This is a genomic window from Longimicrobium sp. (assembly GCF_036399935.1).
Taxonomy (GTDB): Bacteria; Gemmatimonadota; Gemmatimonadetes; order Longimicrobiales; family Longimicrobiaceae; genus Longimicrobium.
The window spans coordinates 58,248-73,347 of the sequence record NZ_DASWMD010000060.1; the positions used below are offsets into that span (position 1 = coordinate 58,248).

Consider the following 15,100-nt stretch of genomic DNA (forward strand, 5'->3'; position numbering starts at 1 on the left):
AGCGGGGCCGGTCCGTTCGCATGGATCGTTCCCCCCGCAATCCAACCGGGCACCCCGTTGGCGACACGGTTGCGCAGGCACTCACCCGTGGGGCATTTACAGGTTTGTAACAGGTTGGGGATCGCTCCTGACGCGCCACAGCCGTGCTGTCGCGTTCGGTCCATGGCGCGAGCCGAAGAGGCGCGCGTGCCCCGAAGTGTGGATGGCACGCCCCGCTGGCCGGGGCGGCGTGCACGCGGTACACTGCCCCGCCCACGCCGGTGGAGCGTGGCTCGGCCTTCTTCCGGAACGAACGACTGCGGATGGATTTTCCGATCCTCTTCTGGCTGGCGGCCGCCACGGTCGCCCTGTACGTGGGCATCTTCTTCGAGCTGGCGTGGAACGGGCGCAAGCTCACCCAGCTCCACCTGGTCGAACCGCTTCCGGCGGACGCCATGCCGCCGGTATCCATCGTCATCGCCGCGCGCAACGAGGAGCGTGCCATCGAGCATGCCCTGCGCTCGGTGCTGGCGCTGGAGGGTGAGCGGGTGGAGGTGATCGTCATCGACGACCGCTCGAACGATTCCACCGGCGCCATCCTGGACCGCATGGCCGCCGCGGCGCCGCGGCTGCGCGTGGTGCACGTCACCGAGCTGCCGCCGGGATGGCTGGGAAAGAACCACGCGCTCTGGATGGGCGCGGCGGCGGCCACGGGCGAGCTCCTGCTGTTCACCGACGCCGACGTGGTGATGGCGCCCGACACCCTGCGGCGCGCCACGGCGTACGTGGTGCGCGAAAAGCTCGACCACCTGACCGTGGCCCCCCACGTGGACATGCCCGGAGCCCTGCTGCGTGCCTTCGGCGTGGTGTTCACCCTTTTCTTTACCCTCTTCACGCGGCCGTGGAAGGCGCGCGATCCGCGCTCCAGCCATCACATCGGCATCGGCGCGTTCAACATGGTGCGGGCAGACGCGTACCGGCGGATGGGGACGCACCGGGCCATCGCCATGCGCCCGGACGACGACATCAAGCTGGGAAAGCTGGTGAAGAAGAACGGGCTGGTGCAGGACTTCGCCATCGGGGCGGAGCTGATTTCGGTGGAGTGGTACAGCAGCGTGCGCGAGGCGGTGTACGGGCTGCGGAAGAACGGCTTCGCCGGGGTGGATTACCGGCTGTGGATGGTGGTGGGTGCATCCCTGGTGCAGCTGGTGTTCTTCATCTGGCCGTTCGTGGCGGTGCTGGTGACGGGCGGATGGACGCAGGGGCTGTACGCGATCGGAGTCGCCATCCTGCTGATGATCTACGCGGGGTCGGCGGTGGCACAGAAGGCGTCGCCCTGGTACGGCATCCTGTTTCCGCTGGCGTCGGTGATGTTCGTGGTGGTGCTGTGGAATGCCACGCTGTACGCGCTGTGGAACGATGGAATTGAGTGGCGTGGCACGCACTACCCGCTGGATGAGCTGCGGGCGAACAAGGTGTAACGGGGGGAAGTCGAGCGCATGAGGCAGGCCCGGTGCTCGGGCCGGCGCCCCCCATCCCCAACCCTTCCCCCGCAAGCCGCGCGGGGGAAGGGAGCCAGTGTGGCACATCACACATAACTCCTTGCGGCCCCACAGCTTGTCATCCTGAGGCCCAGGCGCACCGCATTCGCCCGCAGCACACCCCACGCGGGCCGAAGGATCTAGCCCCGGCAACGTACAACTCAGGGCGCGGCAGCGGTCACTGAGGCCGAGGCCTCGGCTGCCGTGGGGCCCTCACCCGGCCGCGCTGACACGCGTGCCACCCTCTCCCACAAACAGCGTGGGAGAGGGGGTACACTTCAGGCTTTGGTGCGACGAGGCAGGCCCGGTGCTCGGGCCGGCGCCCCCCATCCCCAACCCTTCCCCCGCAAACCGCGCGGGGGAAGGGGGCCAGTGTGGCACATCACACATAACTCCTTGCGGCCTCACAGCCTGTCATCCTGAGGCCCGGGCGCACCGCATTCGCCCGCAGTACATCCCTCGCGGGCCGAAGGATCTAGCCGCGGAAACGTACAACTCAGGGCGCGGCAGCGGGTACTGAAGCCGAGGCCGCGGCTGCCGTGGACACTCTCCGGCCGCGCTGACACGCGCCCCATTCCCTATTCCGCATTCCCTCCGCACATTCCCCGCATGACCCGCGGACGCTTTGCCCCCAGCCCCACCGGCGCGCTGCACGTCGGCAATGCGCGTACGGCGCTGATCGCGTGGCTTCACGCACGCGCCACCGCCGGCGCCTTCGTCATGCGCGTGGAAGACCTGGATTTCGGGCGGGTGCGGCCGGGGTTCATGGAGCGGCAGCTGGACGAGCTGCGCTGGCTGGGGCTGGACTGGGACGAAGGTCCCGACGTCGGCGGGCCTCACGCGCCGTACATCCAGTCGCAGCGGCAGGAGCGCTACGAGGGCGCGCTCCGCCGCTTGGCCGAGTTGGGGCTGCTGTTCGAGTGCTCCTGCTCGCGGCGCGACATTGCGGCGGCGGCCAGCGCGCCGCACGTGGGCGAAGAGGGCCCGCGCTACTCCGGGGCCTGCCGGCCTCGCCTCGTGGATCCCACCGTCCCGTCGCTGACCACGCACGGCCGCTCGCTGTTCGCCCTGCGGATGCGCGCCGACCCCGGAGTGGTGGAGTTCCACGACCTGCTGATGGGGCGCTGCGCCTTCGATCCCGCCGCGGAGGGCGATTTCGTGGTGCGGCGAAAGGATGGCGTGGCGGGCTACCAGGTGGCCGTCGTGGTGGACGATGGGGCGATGGGCATCACCCACGTCGTGCGCGGAGCGGACCTGCTGTCGTCCACGGCACGGCAGATCCTGCTGTACGGAGCGCTCGATCTCCCGGTACCGGACTTCCTGCACGTTCCGCTGGTGCTGGGGGAAGACGGCGAGCGCCTGGCCAAGCGGCACGGCGCCGTGTCGCTGGGCGAGCTGCGCGATGCGGGGGTGCCTCCCGACGCGGTCATCGGCTGGCTCGCTTCCACCTGCGCCCTCGCGGCCCCGGGCGAGCACATCTCCGCCCGCGAACTGGTTCCGCGCTTCGAGCTCGCCCGGCTCCCACGCGAGCCGACGATCGTGACCGCGGCGGATCTGGAGCGGCTGCGACCGGGGTGAGCAGCTGACCGTCGGCAGGAAATTCGATCAGGGGGAGAATTCGTGCGCTTTGGCGGGCTCGGCGCACTCGACGGGAAGCGCGGGCGAGGAACGGTGCGCTTCGGGGAATCCCGCGCATGCCCCTGGCCGCCCTCTCTCCCCGGCCCTTTCCCCCGCAAGCGGGGGAGAGGGAGAATTCGATCGCGCTCCGGCCGGCCTCGCGCACACCACTGCGGATGCAGTCCGCGAAGGCGGACTTTGGGCCTTTGTTGCCGCGACTTCAGTCGCCCCAGCACGGCTGAGGCCCCGTGTCGGTCCTCGCTGTCGCACCTCATCCCGAAGTGTACCCCCTCTCCCACGCCGTTTGTGGGAGAGGGTGGCACGCGTGTCAGCGCGGCCGGGTGAGGGCCCCCGCGGAGCCGAGGTCCACGCTTTCGTGACCGCTGCCGCGCCCCGGCTGGTACGTGTCCCCGTCTAGATCCTTCGGCCCGCGTAGGGTGTGCTGCGGGTGAGTGCGGCGCGCCTGGGCCTCAGGATGACAAGCTGTGGGGCCGCAAGGAGTTATGTGTGATGCGCCAGACTGGCCCCTTCCCCCGCGCAATTCGCGGGGAACGGCTCGGGATGGGGGGCGCCCGCCGCCGCACCCGAGTCTGCACGACGCACCCGATCGTGACGTTTCTCCCTTCTCCCCGCGCACGTGGCCGGGTGAGGGGGCCCCAGGAAAAGGCGCGTCCGCGTCCCAATCGGCGCGCTACTATTCCGCAACACGTGGGCTCGCACTATTTTGGGCGTAATCACCCGAAACTTCCCCCTCCGAAGAAGCCTTCCATCCCATTCTTCGGGACCCTCCAGGAGGAAAACCGATGAGATTCGGTGTGCTCGCCCTCGCCGGCCTGCTCGCGCTCCCCGCGGCAGCCGGCGCCCAGACCGGCGGCTTCGAAGCCCAGCCGCCCACCAACCTGGTGCCCGTCACCAGGTTCGCCGTTACCCCGTGGGTCGGCTTCCGCATTCCGTACGGCACGGGCGGCGGCCACGTCTTCGCCGCCACGGCCGAAGAGCAGTTCCAGGTCGCCGAGGCGCGCGGCGGCGGTTGGGCGCTCGGCATTACCGGCGAGGCCCAGGTCCAGGGCCCGTTGAGCGTCGTGGCCTCGTTGGGCTACAGCGCCGCGAGCGAGGACGAAGTTCGCTTCACCGGCCGGGACAGCTCCACCTTCGGCTACCAGATCGACGGGCCGGAGATCACGTTTCTCAAGGCCGGAGTGCAGTACCGCCTTCCCGACCCCGTGCCCGACGAGCGCCGCTTTCACCCCGCGGCGTTCGTTACCGTGGCGCCCGCCCTGGTGTGGATGAACTACCCGGACTTCACGGGCGATTTCGACAACGACGTATCCGGGACCAGCAGGCAGTTCGCGCTGAACCTGGGGCTAGACGCCGTTACGATGCTCAACTCGCGGGGCCTGGCGCTGTCCTTCGGGGTGGAGGACTATCTCACGTTCTTCGACGCCGACCACGCGCGCCGCCGGGACCAGCTGTTCATTGGTACGTACCTCGAGGACGACGTCGAGGTCGACTACGACTACACGTACGGCAACGTGCTGCTGTTCCGCGCCGGCGTCTCCTGGCGCTTCTGATCGCTGCGGGTCCACTCGCATCGGGCGACTGGAAGCATGAAGCCCCGACTCGCGTCCCGAGTCGGGGCTTATTTCACTCTTCCCTAGTCCCTGTCCGGCGAGGCCACCGCGCCGGCCAGGATTCCCCCGTCCAGGTGCAGCTCCGAGCCGGTCATGTACCCGGAGTCGTCGGACGCCAGGTACACCACCGCCGCGGCCACCTCCTCCACCGTGCCGAAGCGCCTCAAGGGCGTGTCGCGCACCAGGGCGGCCATGCGGGCCTCGCGGTCGGGGCCGTCGCCCAGCATGGGCTCCCACATGGGTGTCAGGATGGCGGCCGGGTGAATGGAGTTGCAGCGGATCGCCAGCCCCTGCTGCGCGCAGTAGAGCGCCACGGTCTTGGTGTGGTTTCGCACCGCCGCCTTGCTGGCCGCGTACGCCCCCGCCGCCGGGATCCCCACGATTCCCGACCGGGACGACACGTTGATGATGGAACCGCGCGCGGCCGGCCGCATGGCCTGGATGCCGTGCTTGCAGCCCAGGAACACGCCATCGGTGTTGGTGCGGTGCACCGCCCGCCAATCCTCGAGCGATGCGTGCTCGGGATCGTGAGGGGCCGGGCCATTCTCGAATCCCGTCACGCCCGCGTTGTTCACCAGCACGTCCAGCCGCCCCCACCTGGCCAGCACGTCCTCCATCGCCGCGGCCCAATCCGCCTCCACGCGCACGTCCAGCCGGCGGTACACCGCGCCCTCGATCGCGTCCGCCACGGCCGCACCCTCCGCGTCGCGAAGGTCCGTCACCAGCACGCGCGCACCCTCAGCCGCCAGCGCCCGCGCCGCCCCCGCGCCGATCCCCCGCGCCGCGCCCGTCACCAGCGCCACCCGTCCATCCAGTTTCATGTAGCCTCCGTTCTGAGTTTCGCCTGCAAGCATACACGGTGACGGCGCACATTCGCATTGGTCATCTGCCCTATTCCCCGCGGCGGCTCGGTGGGATGACGAGGGCCGGCATCCGTGTGGGTGCCGGCCCTCGTTGCGATCGCGACGCCTCCGCCTAGCTCCTGGCGCGGACGGGGAACGCGCGGGCGTGCCAAGCCGTCTGCATCTCCGTTTCCCATCGCCCGCTGCGAACGTCGCCGACGGTGAGGACGGTGTTGTCGAACACGAGCGTCTCCGGACCGACGCCTCCGGACAGCGCGCGCTGGCGGAACACGGGGCGCGGCTCGGAAGCCACCGCGCCGTCCTGATCGCGAAAGAACACGAGCGACGCATCGCGCAGATCCACCCCAAGCTCGCGCTCCAGATCGCCGAGCGTGCGGAACAGGGTGTCGGTGGAGCATCCGGAGACGCCGGTCGCGCGCTCGTCGGCGCCCACCAGCAGAAAGCGTCCGTGCCGCACATCGCGCCCCCCGACCACGGGCGACCCGTGCGCGGCCCACTGGCGCAGGAAGCCATCCGTATGCGCGAGCAGCCGCTGCTGTTCGTCATCGGTCAGCGGGCGTGCGGCGGCGAACACCCACAGGCGCGCGTCGTCGGGAAGCTGGTCGAAGGGTACCGCGGGCATCGTTCTCCTGCCGTCAGAGGTTGGCGCTGAATCTACCACGCCGCGTATCCCGTTCTCAACCGTGGGACGAAGGCAGACGGTGTGGGAGGGGGGGCACACTTCGGGCTGGGATGCGAGAAAGGTAGAGAGTGAGCAGTCCCGGCCCTGCCTGGGGCGACTGAAGTCGCGGCAACGACGGCCCAAAGTCCGCCTTCGCGGACTGCACGCGCAGCCAAGCGCACCAGGACAGCCGAAGGGCGGTTCAGGTCTCCCCCTCCCCTGCGAAGCGGGGGAAGGGGGCCGGGGGGAGGGGGCTCTCGCGGCATGCGAGGCAGCCAGTCGTCCCCGCGTGAAGTTCTCCCTCTCTCCCGCGCAGTTTGCGGGGGAGGGGGCCAGGGGGAGGGGGAACCAGCTATCGCGAGCGCGGGAAACGAGTTAGGATACGGGATGCACAACATTCACGGAAAACGCCCCGCGCGGGCGACCACGCTCTCCGTGCGCATCGGCGCCGGGCTGGCCGCCGCCGGATGGGGGCTGCTGATCTGGATGTTCTGGCAGACGCTGCTGGTGGGCTTCACCTTTCAGATCGACCCGCGCCTGGCGATGGCGTGGACGGCCCTGGTGACGCTGATCTTCCTGCGCGTCTACGCCTGGGGCCCGCGCGCGCGAAGGATGCGGGCCCGGCTGCGTGTGCGCGGTCCCGGCCGCACGTGGAAGTGGCTGCTGGCGACGGTGCCCGCCATGATGGTGCTACCGCACGCGCTGTGGGTGGCGCTGCTCTCGTTCGGGCTGGCGCGCGAGGCGCCCCTCCCGGACATGATCACCAAGTTCGCGGAACGGCCGTACGGCGAGCTGGCCTTCTGGATCCTGGCGCTCGCTGCCCTTCCGCTGGTGGAGGAGTTCGCGTTCCGCGGATGGATCCAGCGGCCGCTGGAACGCGTGATGGGGAGCGACGCCGCCATCGCCGCGTCGGCCCTGCTGTTTTCGCTGATGCACATGCAGGCCGACGCGTTCCCCGTGCGGCTGGCGGGCGGCCTGGTGCTGGGGTACGCCGTGTTCGCCAGCCGGTCGCTCTGGGCCGGGCTGGTGCTTCACGCGGCGTGGAACGCGGGCGTGCTCGCCATCACCCTGCTGGAGTGGCCGCCCGACCCCACCGGCAAGGGATGGGCGTGGGGCGGCCCGGCGGCGGCCATCACCCTGGTGGCGATGGTGTGGTGCGCCTGGGGCGTCAAGAAGATGCAGGACGACGCGGGGCGGCCGCCTCAGGATCGGCGGGCCGCGAGCGGCAGCCCCGTCGCGTCGTCGTGAGCGTCAGGCCAGGTGCTCGGGCCCGTACTCCTGCCGCAGCTCGTTGACCCACCCCGGTTGCGACAGCCCGCGGTCGACGAAGCCCCGGCCCACGCAGTCCAGCACGCACGCGGCGGTCTGCCCGCGCGACGCCTGCGGCAGGTCGTGAACGAGCACCGAGAGCGCCGCCGAGGCCACGTGCCGCTCTACCACGTGGTCCAGCTTGGCCGCGTACTGCACGTACCAGTTGCGCAGCCGCCGCACCGTGGGCGAGTACGGGGCGGTGCCCTGCAGGAACTTCTTGAGCCCGGTGGGGCTCATCCCGATCTCCCTCGCCACGCTGCGCAGCGAGGTGTTCTCCACGCGCCCCGCGGCCGTCTCCCGCAGGTGCTTGATCGTGGCGCTTCGGGGATCACTGTTCGTCTGGTCCTTCATGTTCGACATTCCCTATCCTGGGTGGAACCACGAGTGCTGTCGGCGCCGTTCCTACCACCTATTCTAATACCGAACATTTCCCGAAGCAAGGGCCAGCAGGTGCCGTAAAGGTGCACACGGTGCACACTTAGAGCACATTCACAGATCCGGGCCCCACCCCCGCCACACCCTAAATACCCCCCGTACAATTGGTTCGGGCGATGGCGGGTGCAGTGTGGACGGGCGTGAACTCCGATTTGTGGTCAGCTGTCTACTTTTGACCACGCGTGGCCGTTTATGTGCGTCGTTGCGGGCGCGAAAATCCGGATTCCCGTGTTCGGCATCCGCCGGCGGGACCGCGTGGACCGGGGATTCTACGCTGGAAACGTTCGTGCCGCATCCCTTTTCGTCGCGCCGCGCCGGATGCGTCCATTTGTAACGATCCTTAGCGACGGGGCGCGAAGCCGCACTCCCCGGCACGGAACCGGCGCCCATCGCCGGGGAGATGAACCCAAGTAGCCGGCCGCGGCCTCCGCGGCCCTCGTGACACCGACCGAACCCATGCGCGCCGAAGAAACGCCCGCGGCCCCGGCCGCCACCTCAGACCCGACCCCTCCCGGCTGGCGGCCCGCCCTGCGCGCCGTCGGCCCGGGCGAGCACGACGCCGCCGCGCCCGGGGCACCCCCCCGCGCCGTGAAGCCGCAGCCGGTTCCCCCGGGTGCGGAGCTGGAGCACCCCTCGCTCTACTTCAACCGCGAGCTGGGGCTGCTGGACTTCAACTGGCGCGTACTGCACCAGGCGCGCGACGAGCGCACGCCCCTGCTGGAGCGCGTGAGGTTACTGGCCATCACCAGCGGCAACATCGACGAGTTCTTCCAGAAGCGGGTGGGCGGGCTCAAGCGGCAGCTGATCGCCGGCGTGCAGACGCTGTCGCTGGACGGCCGCACCCCCGGCGAGCAGCTGGCCCTGGTGGCCGAGGCGGCCGCCGAGATGTACGCGGCGCTCGCCACCGCGTGGGACCACGAGCTGCGCCCGCGGCTGCGCGCCGAGGCCGACGTGGCCGTCTCCGACTGGGCCGAGCTGACCGAGGAGCAGCGCGCCGGGCTCACGCGGTACTTCCGCGACAACATCTACCCCGTGCTCACGCCGCTGGCGGTGGACCCCGGCCACCCCTTTCCCTTCATCTCCAACCTCAGCCTTTCGCTGGCGGTGCTGATGCGCCACGCGGCGCGCAACACCATGCACTTCGCGCGCATCAAGGTGCCCACCACCCAGGGGCGCTGGGTGCCCGTGCCCAACTCGGAGTACAAGCACCACTTCGTCCCTGTCGAGCAGGTGGTGCAGGCCAACGTGGGCGCGCTCTTTCCGGGGATGGAGGTCGTCGCGGCCAGCGCGTTTCGCGTCACGCGCAACGCCGACGTCGACCGCGACGACGACGAGGCCGAAGACCTGCTGGCGCTGATCTCCGAGGAGCTGCGCGAGCGGCGGTTCGCGCCCGTGGTGCGGCTGGAGGTGGAGCGGGGGATGCCCGACGAGGTGCGCGAGCTGCTGATCCGCGAGCTGGAGCTGGAACCGTCGGACGTGTACGAGGCCGCCGACATGCTGGACCACGCCGAGTGCATGCCGCTGGCCGACCTGGACCTGCCGCAGTTCCGCTACGAGCCGTGGGAGCCCGTGGTGCCGGAGCCGCTGCAGCACGAGGGCGAGACGGAAGACGAGGCCAACGTCTTCTCGATCCTGCGACGCGGCGACGTGCTGGTGCACCACCCGTACGAGTCGTTCAACGCCAGCGTGCAGCGGCTGGTGGAAGAGGCGGCCGACGACCCGCACGTGCTGGCCATCAAGATGACGCTGTACCGCACCGGCGTGAAGTCGCCCGTGGTGCAGGCGCTGCTGCGCGCGGCCGAGCGCGGGAAGCAGGTGGCGGTGCTGGTGGAGGTGACGGCGCGCTTCGACGAGGCCAACAACATCGTGGGCGCGCAGATGATGGAAGACGTGGGCGTGCACGTCACCTACGGGCTGGTCGGGCTGAAGACGCACTCCAAGGTGACGCTGGTGGTGCGGCTGGAAGAGGGGCGGCCGCGCACGTACTGCCACGTGGGAACGGGCAACTACCACGCGAAGACCACCCGCGCCTACACCGATTTCGGGCTGCTGACGGCGAACCCGGAAATCGGCCGCGACCTGGTGAACTTCTTCCACTTTCTCACCGGCTACGCCCCCGACCAGCAGTACGACCGCCTGGTGGTGGCCCCGCGCGACATGCGGCGGGTGTTCGAGGAGCGCATCGACCGCGAGATCCGGGTGCAGGAGTCGGGGGGCACCGGGCGCATCATCGCCAAGCTCAACGCCCTGGACGACTTCGGGATGATCCGGGCGCTGTACCGCGCCTCGCAGGCGGGGGTGAGCATCGACCTGATCGTCCGCGGCCATTCGCGGCTGCGCCCCGGGCTGCCGGGCTACAGCGACAACATCCGGGTGGTGAGCATCCTGGGACGTTTCCTGGAGCACGACCGCATCTACTACTTCGAGAACGGCGGCGACCCCGAGCTGTTCCTGGGCAGCGCCGACTGGCGGGGGCGCAACCTGAACGAGCGGGTGGAGACGATGGTGCCCGTGCTGGATCCGGCGCTGCGCGAGCGGATGGTGGAGGTGCTGCAGCTGGCGCTGCGCGACAACCGCCTGGCGTGGGACCTGGATTCCGAAGGCCAGTACGTGCAGCGCCGCCCCGCCCCGGGTGCGGATGAGGTCAACTACCAGGAGCTGCTGATGCGCGACGCCGAAGCCCGCAGCCGCGCCGCGGGTGGGCGGCCGTGGGAGCTTTCGGTCTGAGGGAGTGGCGTGAGTGCGTTAGTGCGTTAGTGCGTTAGTGCGTGAGTGCGTGAGTGAGGGCGTACGAAGCACGCGGAGGCCCCGCGATGTCATCCCGATGGAGGGGCCAAGGGGCACCTGCCCATGCGCCGAACGTCGCGGCGACTGAGGGATCCGCCACACACGTCGCGTGATGCGCCGTCGCAGCCGCTGGGCCGGGCCCGGAAGAGCAGATGAATTTGCCGCAACAGCCGCGGAAAGCCTCTCAAACGGCCGGGAGGCTTCACCTGCACGCGCCCTTCATCTGCCGACGCGCGATCGAATTCTCCCTCTCCCCTGCGAAGCGGGGGAGAGGGCCGGGGGAGAGGGGGCTGCCGAGGCGTGCACCGGCAGCCGCTCGAAGGGCGCCCAACCCACGCTGGCCAAGGTGTTTCCGCGAGGACGACGCGTCATTCGGACTGTGTGGCGGATCCCTCAGTCGCTGCGATCCGTGGTGTACGGGCAGGTATTCCGGGGCCGCTCCATCGGGATGACATCGGGTGGCTTCTGCGGGTACGATGAGCGTGCAGGTGAAGCCCCGGGCGGGACGCGACAGCGGCCCGAGCCGGGGCTTTCCGCTGTTCCAGACGCGGGTTCACCCGCCCCTGGACGGGCGGAGCCTGATCCGGTGGTTCGCAGGCTCTGAGCGGCGTCCACGCTGTGTGGCGGATCCCTCAGTCGCTGCGATCCCTGGTGTACGGGCAGGTTTTCCGGGGCCGCTCCATCGGGATGACATCGGGTGGCTTCGGCAGGTGCGATGCGCGCACCGCCGGACGGACTTGCGCCGCGGGCGCGTGGGCCTGAGCTTGCTCGCGGCTTGATCCTCGCTGTTTGCCGGCGAGCCTGAACGCGGGTGCAACCGAACGCACTCACGCACTGACGCACTCACGCACTTCGTTCCGATGGCAGAAGATACATTCGACCTCATCGTCCTCGGCGGCGGGCCCGGCGGGTACGTGGCCGCCATCCGCGCCGCGCAGCTCGGGCTGAAGACCGCCTGCGTCGAAAAGGAAGACGCACTCGGCGGCACCTGCGTGCGCGTGGGGTGCATTCCCAGCAAGGCGCTGCTCGACAGCACCGAGCTGTTCGACCAGATCCGCCACAAGTCGGAGCTCCACGGCATCACCGTCGGCGAGCCGGCGATGGACGTCGGCAGGATGCTGGCGCGCAAGGACGCCGTGGTGAAGAGCAACACCGACGGCGTGGCCTTTCTCTTCAAGAAGAACAAGATCGAACGGGTGCGCGGCTTCGGCCGGCTCACCTCGCCCGAGACGATCGAGGTGGAGGCGGAGGGTGGCGCCCGCACGCTGCGCGCGAAGACCATCATCCTGGCCTCCGGCTCGGTGCCCATCGAGCTTCCGTTCCTGAAGTTCGACCACGAGCGCATCATCGACAGCACCGGCGCGCTGGCCTTGCCGGAGATCCCCGGGCACCTCGTGGTCGTGGGCGGTGGCGTGATCGGGCTGGAGCTGGGGAGCGTGTGGCGGCGCCTGGGTGCCAAGGTCACGGTGCTGGAGATGGCGCCCACCATCTTTCCGGGGATGGATGCCGAGATCGTGCGCCAGTCCGACCGCATCTTCCGCAAGCAGGGCTTCGACATCCGCACCGGCACGCGCGTCACCGGGGCCGAGCGGAAGGGCGACAAGGTTTCCGTCACCATCGACGGGCAGGAGCCCATCGAGGCGGATTACGTGCTGGTGGCGGTGGGGCGGCGGGCGTACACCGAGGGGATGGGCTTCGAGGAGGCCGGCGTGCGGCTGAACCGCGGCGTCATCCAGGTGGACGAGCGGTTCCACACCGGCGTGGGCAACGTGTACGCGATCGGGGATGCCATCGGCGGGCGGATGCTGGCGCACAAGGCCGAGGAAGAGGGCGTGGCCGCGGTGGAGTTCTCCGTCGGCAAGCACGGCCACGTGAACTACGACGCCGTGGCGAACGTCGTCTACACCTGGCCCGAGATCGCCTCGGTGGGGATGACGGAGGAAGAAGCGAAGGCCGCCGGGCGCGAATACCGCGTGGGCAAGTTCCCCTTCCAGGCGAACGGCCGCGCGCGGGCGATGGCGGAAACGGACGGCCTGGTGAAGGTGATCGCGGATGCGAAGACCGACCGGCTGGTCGGCCTGCACATCCTGGGGCCGCGTGCCTCGGACATGATCGCCGAGGCGGCGCTGGCGATGGAGTTCCAGTCCAGCGCCGAGGACATCGCGATGACGGTGCACGCGCACCCCACGCTCCCCGAGGCCGTCAAGGAAGCCGCCCTCGCCGTGCTGGGCCGGGCCATCCACATCTGACGGCCGGCGAGCCGGAACCGCGAGCGCCGCATCCTCACGGGTGCGGCGCTCTGTTTTCGCGCGGACCGGCCGGAAGGGGTCAGCCGTCCGAAACCCGGTGGACCGGCGTGGCCCGCTCGCACAGGCGGGCGAGGTCGTCGCTGGAGAGGGTTTCCCAGCCGGCGGGGATGGGGGCGAGGCGGCGGCGCTCGTGCGGGGCCTGGAACACCAGCCATCCCGCCGCGAACGCCGCCGAAACGGTTCCGGCGGCCCCGCGGCGGTCCGCGGCCTTGCGGCGATCCGCACCCCGGAACAGGAACACCGGGTCGGGGCTGCGGCGGTCCCGTCCCCGGCGGCGTTCGCCGTCCTTGCGCGTTCCCGGGATCACGCTCCACACCTGCCAGAGCACGCCTGCCTGCTGGAACCCACGAAGCGCCATCGCGGATCAGTGCTGGACGGGCGCGGGACTGGCCCGGGAGCACAGGTCCGCCAGTTCATCTTCCGTCACCGCGTCCCAGTTGGGCGGCGGCGGAATCAGGCGGCGCTTTTCTTCGGCGCACTCGAAGCACACCCAGCCGCGCTCCAGCCCGGGTGCGGCGGTTCGTCGGCGCCGCTCACGATTCTGTCGGCGCTCCGGTGTGTAGCCTGCCGTCTGGCGTACCCGGCGCTCACCTTTGGAGCGCAACTCCGTGAAGACGCGCCAGGGCGGAACGTCCCACGCCTTCCAGGCCACCCCCCTCGCATCGACGAATTCGCGCAGCGCCATAAGCTGACTCCGTAGCAGGTTACCCAAGGGCGCGGCAACCCGGGCAAATCCCGTACCTGCATCGACTTAGAACGCGCTGCCACGTCTGGCGGTTTCAGCCGGACGCCCACGATCCGGACAGCTCCACCTCGCACAGTTGGGACGGGAGGCGCGGATCGTCACGGTCGATGACGACCAGCACCGTGCCCGGCCGCGAACCCGGCGCGATGCCCTCGACCTTGCCGTCGAAGCGCCCGCCGCTCGCATCATCGATCACAGCCCAGCGTGCGCCCGTCCCGTCGATGACGCCCAGCGCCGAGCCCGCCACCGGGCCATCGTCGTAGGCGTTGGGCGACGCTTCCGCCGCGGCGGCAAAGAGCAGCGCGTCGCCAATCACCGAAGCGTCGGTGAACGTGAGCCGCCAGCCGTCGATCCCTCCCAATTCATAGCGGGTGATGCGCTCCGGCGCGGGCGGCGGCGCGTCCGCGTCCAGCAGGTGCGCACGCAGCCGGGTCCAGTCGACCTCACAGGTCGCATCCACCGGATCGCGTCCCTCCATCGCCGTGCCGTTGCCGCGGTTGAACAGCAGCAGGCGGCCGTGGCGCCAGGCCGCGCCCTCTACGTTCATCTCGCTCCCCGAGAACTCGTGCGCGCCACGCAGCAGCGCGTAGAACGCGGACGCATCGCGCACCTCTACCGAGGGCGCCTGGGGGATGCCGCGAACCAGCACGATCCGCTCGCGCATCGGCGTGCTGCCGGACCCGAACGCGACCAGCATCTCGCCGCCGGGACCGGGAAGCGTGACGCATGCCTCCAGGTCCAGCTTGAACTGCTTGTTTCCGCGATCCGTCCCGAACAGGCGCACACCGCCTTCCCCCGGCGGCAGGGTGAGCGAGCGGGCGGCGTAGCACTCGGGATCGACGAGGGCGATGAAGTTGGAATCGTCCTGCACGACGGCGAGCATGCCGCCGATCCGCGCGACGCCGGAACCCGCGCGTACGTGTGCGGGCCGGTCGAGCGCGGGATCGGCCCCGTTGGTGTAGAGCAGGGGGATGGAACGCACCACGCGGGCGCGGAGTGCGGGATCCTGGTAGCCGCGGACGATCGTCATGCCCTCCGCCATCACGCAACTCCAAAACCAAACAGCATCACGCAGAGGACGCAGAGAAAACGGAGAGGACGCAGAGGGGCCGTGGCTGCCCTCTGCGTCCTCTCTTTTCCCTCTGCGACCTCGGCGTGAAACTGCAGTTCAAATCTGCCCGAGCAGCCCAAGCGGACGGGTCGGGAAGAAAGATTCGGGTG

The 15,100-nt window shown here is 69.9% G+C and carries 12 protein-coding genes; 6 read left to right on the forward strand and 6 right to left on the reverse strand.

Annotation, left to right across the window (positions count from 1 at the left end; genetic code table 11):
* The first annotated feature begins 302 nt into the window (after positions 1-302).
* The 3 genes from VGB24_RS18500 (at position 303) to VGB24_RS18510 (ending at position 4,708) form a co-directional block, all read left to right on the forward strand.
* A complete protein-coding gene (locus tag VGB24_RS18500; RefSeq protein ID WP_331074428.1) occupies positions 303-1,460 on the forward strand; it encodes a glycosyltransferase family 2 protein in 1,158 nt (385 codons plus the stop codon).
* A 669-nt stretch (positions 1,461-2,129) separates the two neighbouring features.
* Positions 2,130-3,098 carry a tRNA glutamyl-Q(34) synthetase GluQRS gene (gluQRS, locus tag VGB24_RS18505; RefSeq protein WP_331074429.1) on the forward strand — a complete coding sequence of 323 codons (969 nt, stop codon included), beginning with the start codon at positions 2,130-2,132 and terminating at the stop codon, positions 3,096-3,098.
* 842 nt (positions 3,099-3,940) lie between these two features.
* Positions 3,941-4,708 (forward strand): hypothetical protein, encoded by a 768-nt coding sequence (locus VGB24_RS18510; RefSeq protein ID WP_331074430.1) that lies wholly within the window; start codon positions 3,941-3,943, stop codon positions 4,706-4,708.
* 83 nt (positions 4,709-4,791) lie between these two features.
* Here VGB24_RS18510 and VGB24_RS18515 read toward each other — a convergent pair whose 3' ends face one another.
* Together VGB24_RS18515 and VGB24_RS18520 are read right to left on the reverse strand one after the other, a co-directional pair.
* Entirely contained in the window at positions 4,792-5,589 is a 798-nt protein-coding gene (locus VGB24_RS18515) for a glucose 1-dehydrogenase (RefSeq protein WP_331074431.1), read from the reverse strand.
* Positions 5,590-5,743: 154 nt separating this feature from the next.
* Positions 5,744-6,253, reverse strand: coding sequence for a hypothetical protein (locus VGB24_RS18520; RefSeq protein ID WP_331074432.1), 510 nt, complete (start codon positions 6,251-6,253; stop codon positions 5,744-5,746).
* Between the two features lie 426 nt (positions 6,254-6,679).
* On the opposite strand from VGB24_RS18520, the gene VGB24_RS18525 reads away from it, so the two are divergent.
* Positions 6,680-7,540, forward strand: coding sequence for a type II CAAX endopeptidase family protein (locus VGB24_RS18525; protein ID WP_331074433.1), 861 nt, complete (start codon positions 6,680-6,682; stop codon positions 7,538-7,540).
* A gap of 3 nt (positions 7,541-7,543) precedes the next feature.
* On the opposite strand, the gene VGB24_RS18530 is transcribed toward VGB24_RS18525, so the two are convergent.
* On the reverse strand, positions 7,544-7,963 hold the full coding sequence (locus VGB24_RS18530) for a hypothetical protein (RefSeq protein ID WP_331025547.1): 420 nt from the start codon (positions 7,961-7,963) through the stop codon (positions 7,544-7,546).
* A 531-nt stretch (positions 7,964-8,494) separates the two neighbouring features.
* Here VGB24_RS18530 and ppk1 point away from each other — a divergent pair.
* Together ppk1 and lpdA are read left to right on the forward strand one after the other, a co-directional pair.
* Positions 8,495-10,765: a polyphosphate kinase 1 gene (gene ppk1, locus VGB24_RS18535; RefSeq protein ID WP_331074434.1), complete on the forward strand. Its 2,271-nt coding sequence runs from the start codon at positions 8,495-8,497 to the stop codon at positions 10,763-10,765.
* Between the two features lie 920 nt (positions 10,766-11,685).
* On the forward strand, positions 11,686-13,074 hold the full coding sequence (gene lpdA / locus VGB24_RS18540) for a dihydrolipoyl dehydrogenase (RefSeq protein WP_331074435.1): 1,389 nt from the start codon (positions 11,686-11,688) through the stop codon (positions 13,072-13,074).
* Between the two features lie 79 nt (positions 13,075-13,153).
* On the opposite strand, the gene VGB24_RS18545 is transcribed toward lpdA, so the two are convergent.
* From VGB24_RS18545 to VGB24_RS18555, 3 genes are all read right to left on the reverse strand, one after another.
* Positions 13,154-13,492, reverse strand: coding sequence for a hypothetical protein (locus VGB24_RS18545; protein WP_331074436.1), 339 nt, complete (start codon positions 13,490-13,492; stop codon positions 13,154-13,156).
* Positions 13,493-13,498: 6 nt separating this feature from the next.
* Positions 13,499-13,819 (reverse strand): hypothetical protein, encoded by a 321-nt coding sequence (locus VGB24_RS18550; RefSeq protein WP_331074437.1) that lies wholly within the window; start codon positions 13,817-13,819, stop codon positions 13,499-13,501.
* Between the two features lie 94 nt (positions 13,820-13,913).
* Positions 13,914-14,921, reverse strand: a complete 1,008-nt coding sequence (locus VGB24_RS18555) for a DUF6929 family protein (RefSeq protein WP_331074438.1) — start codon at positions 14,919-14,921, stop codon at positions 13,914-13,916.
* Between the last annotated feature and the right edge of the window lie 179 nt (positions 14,922-15,100).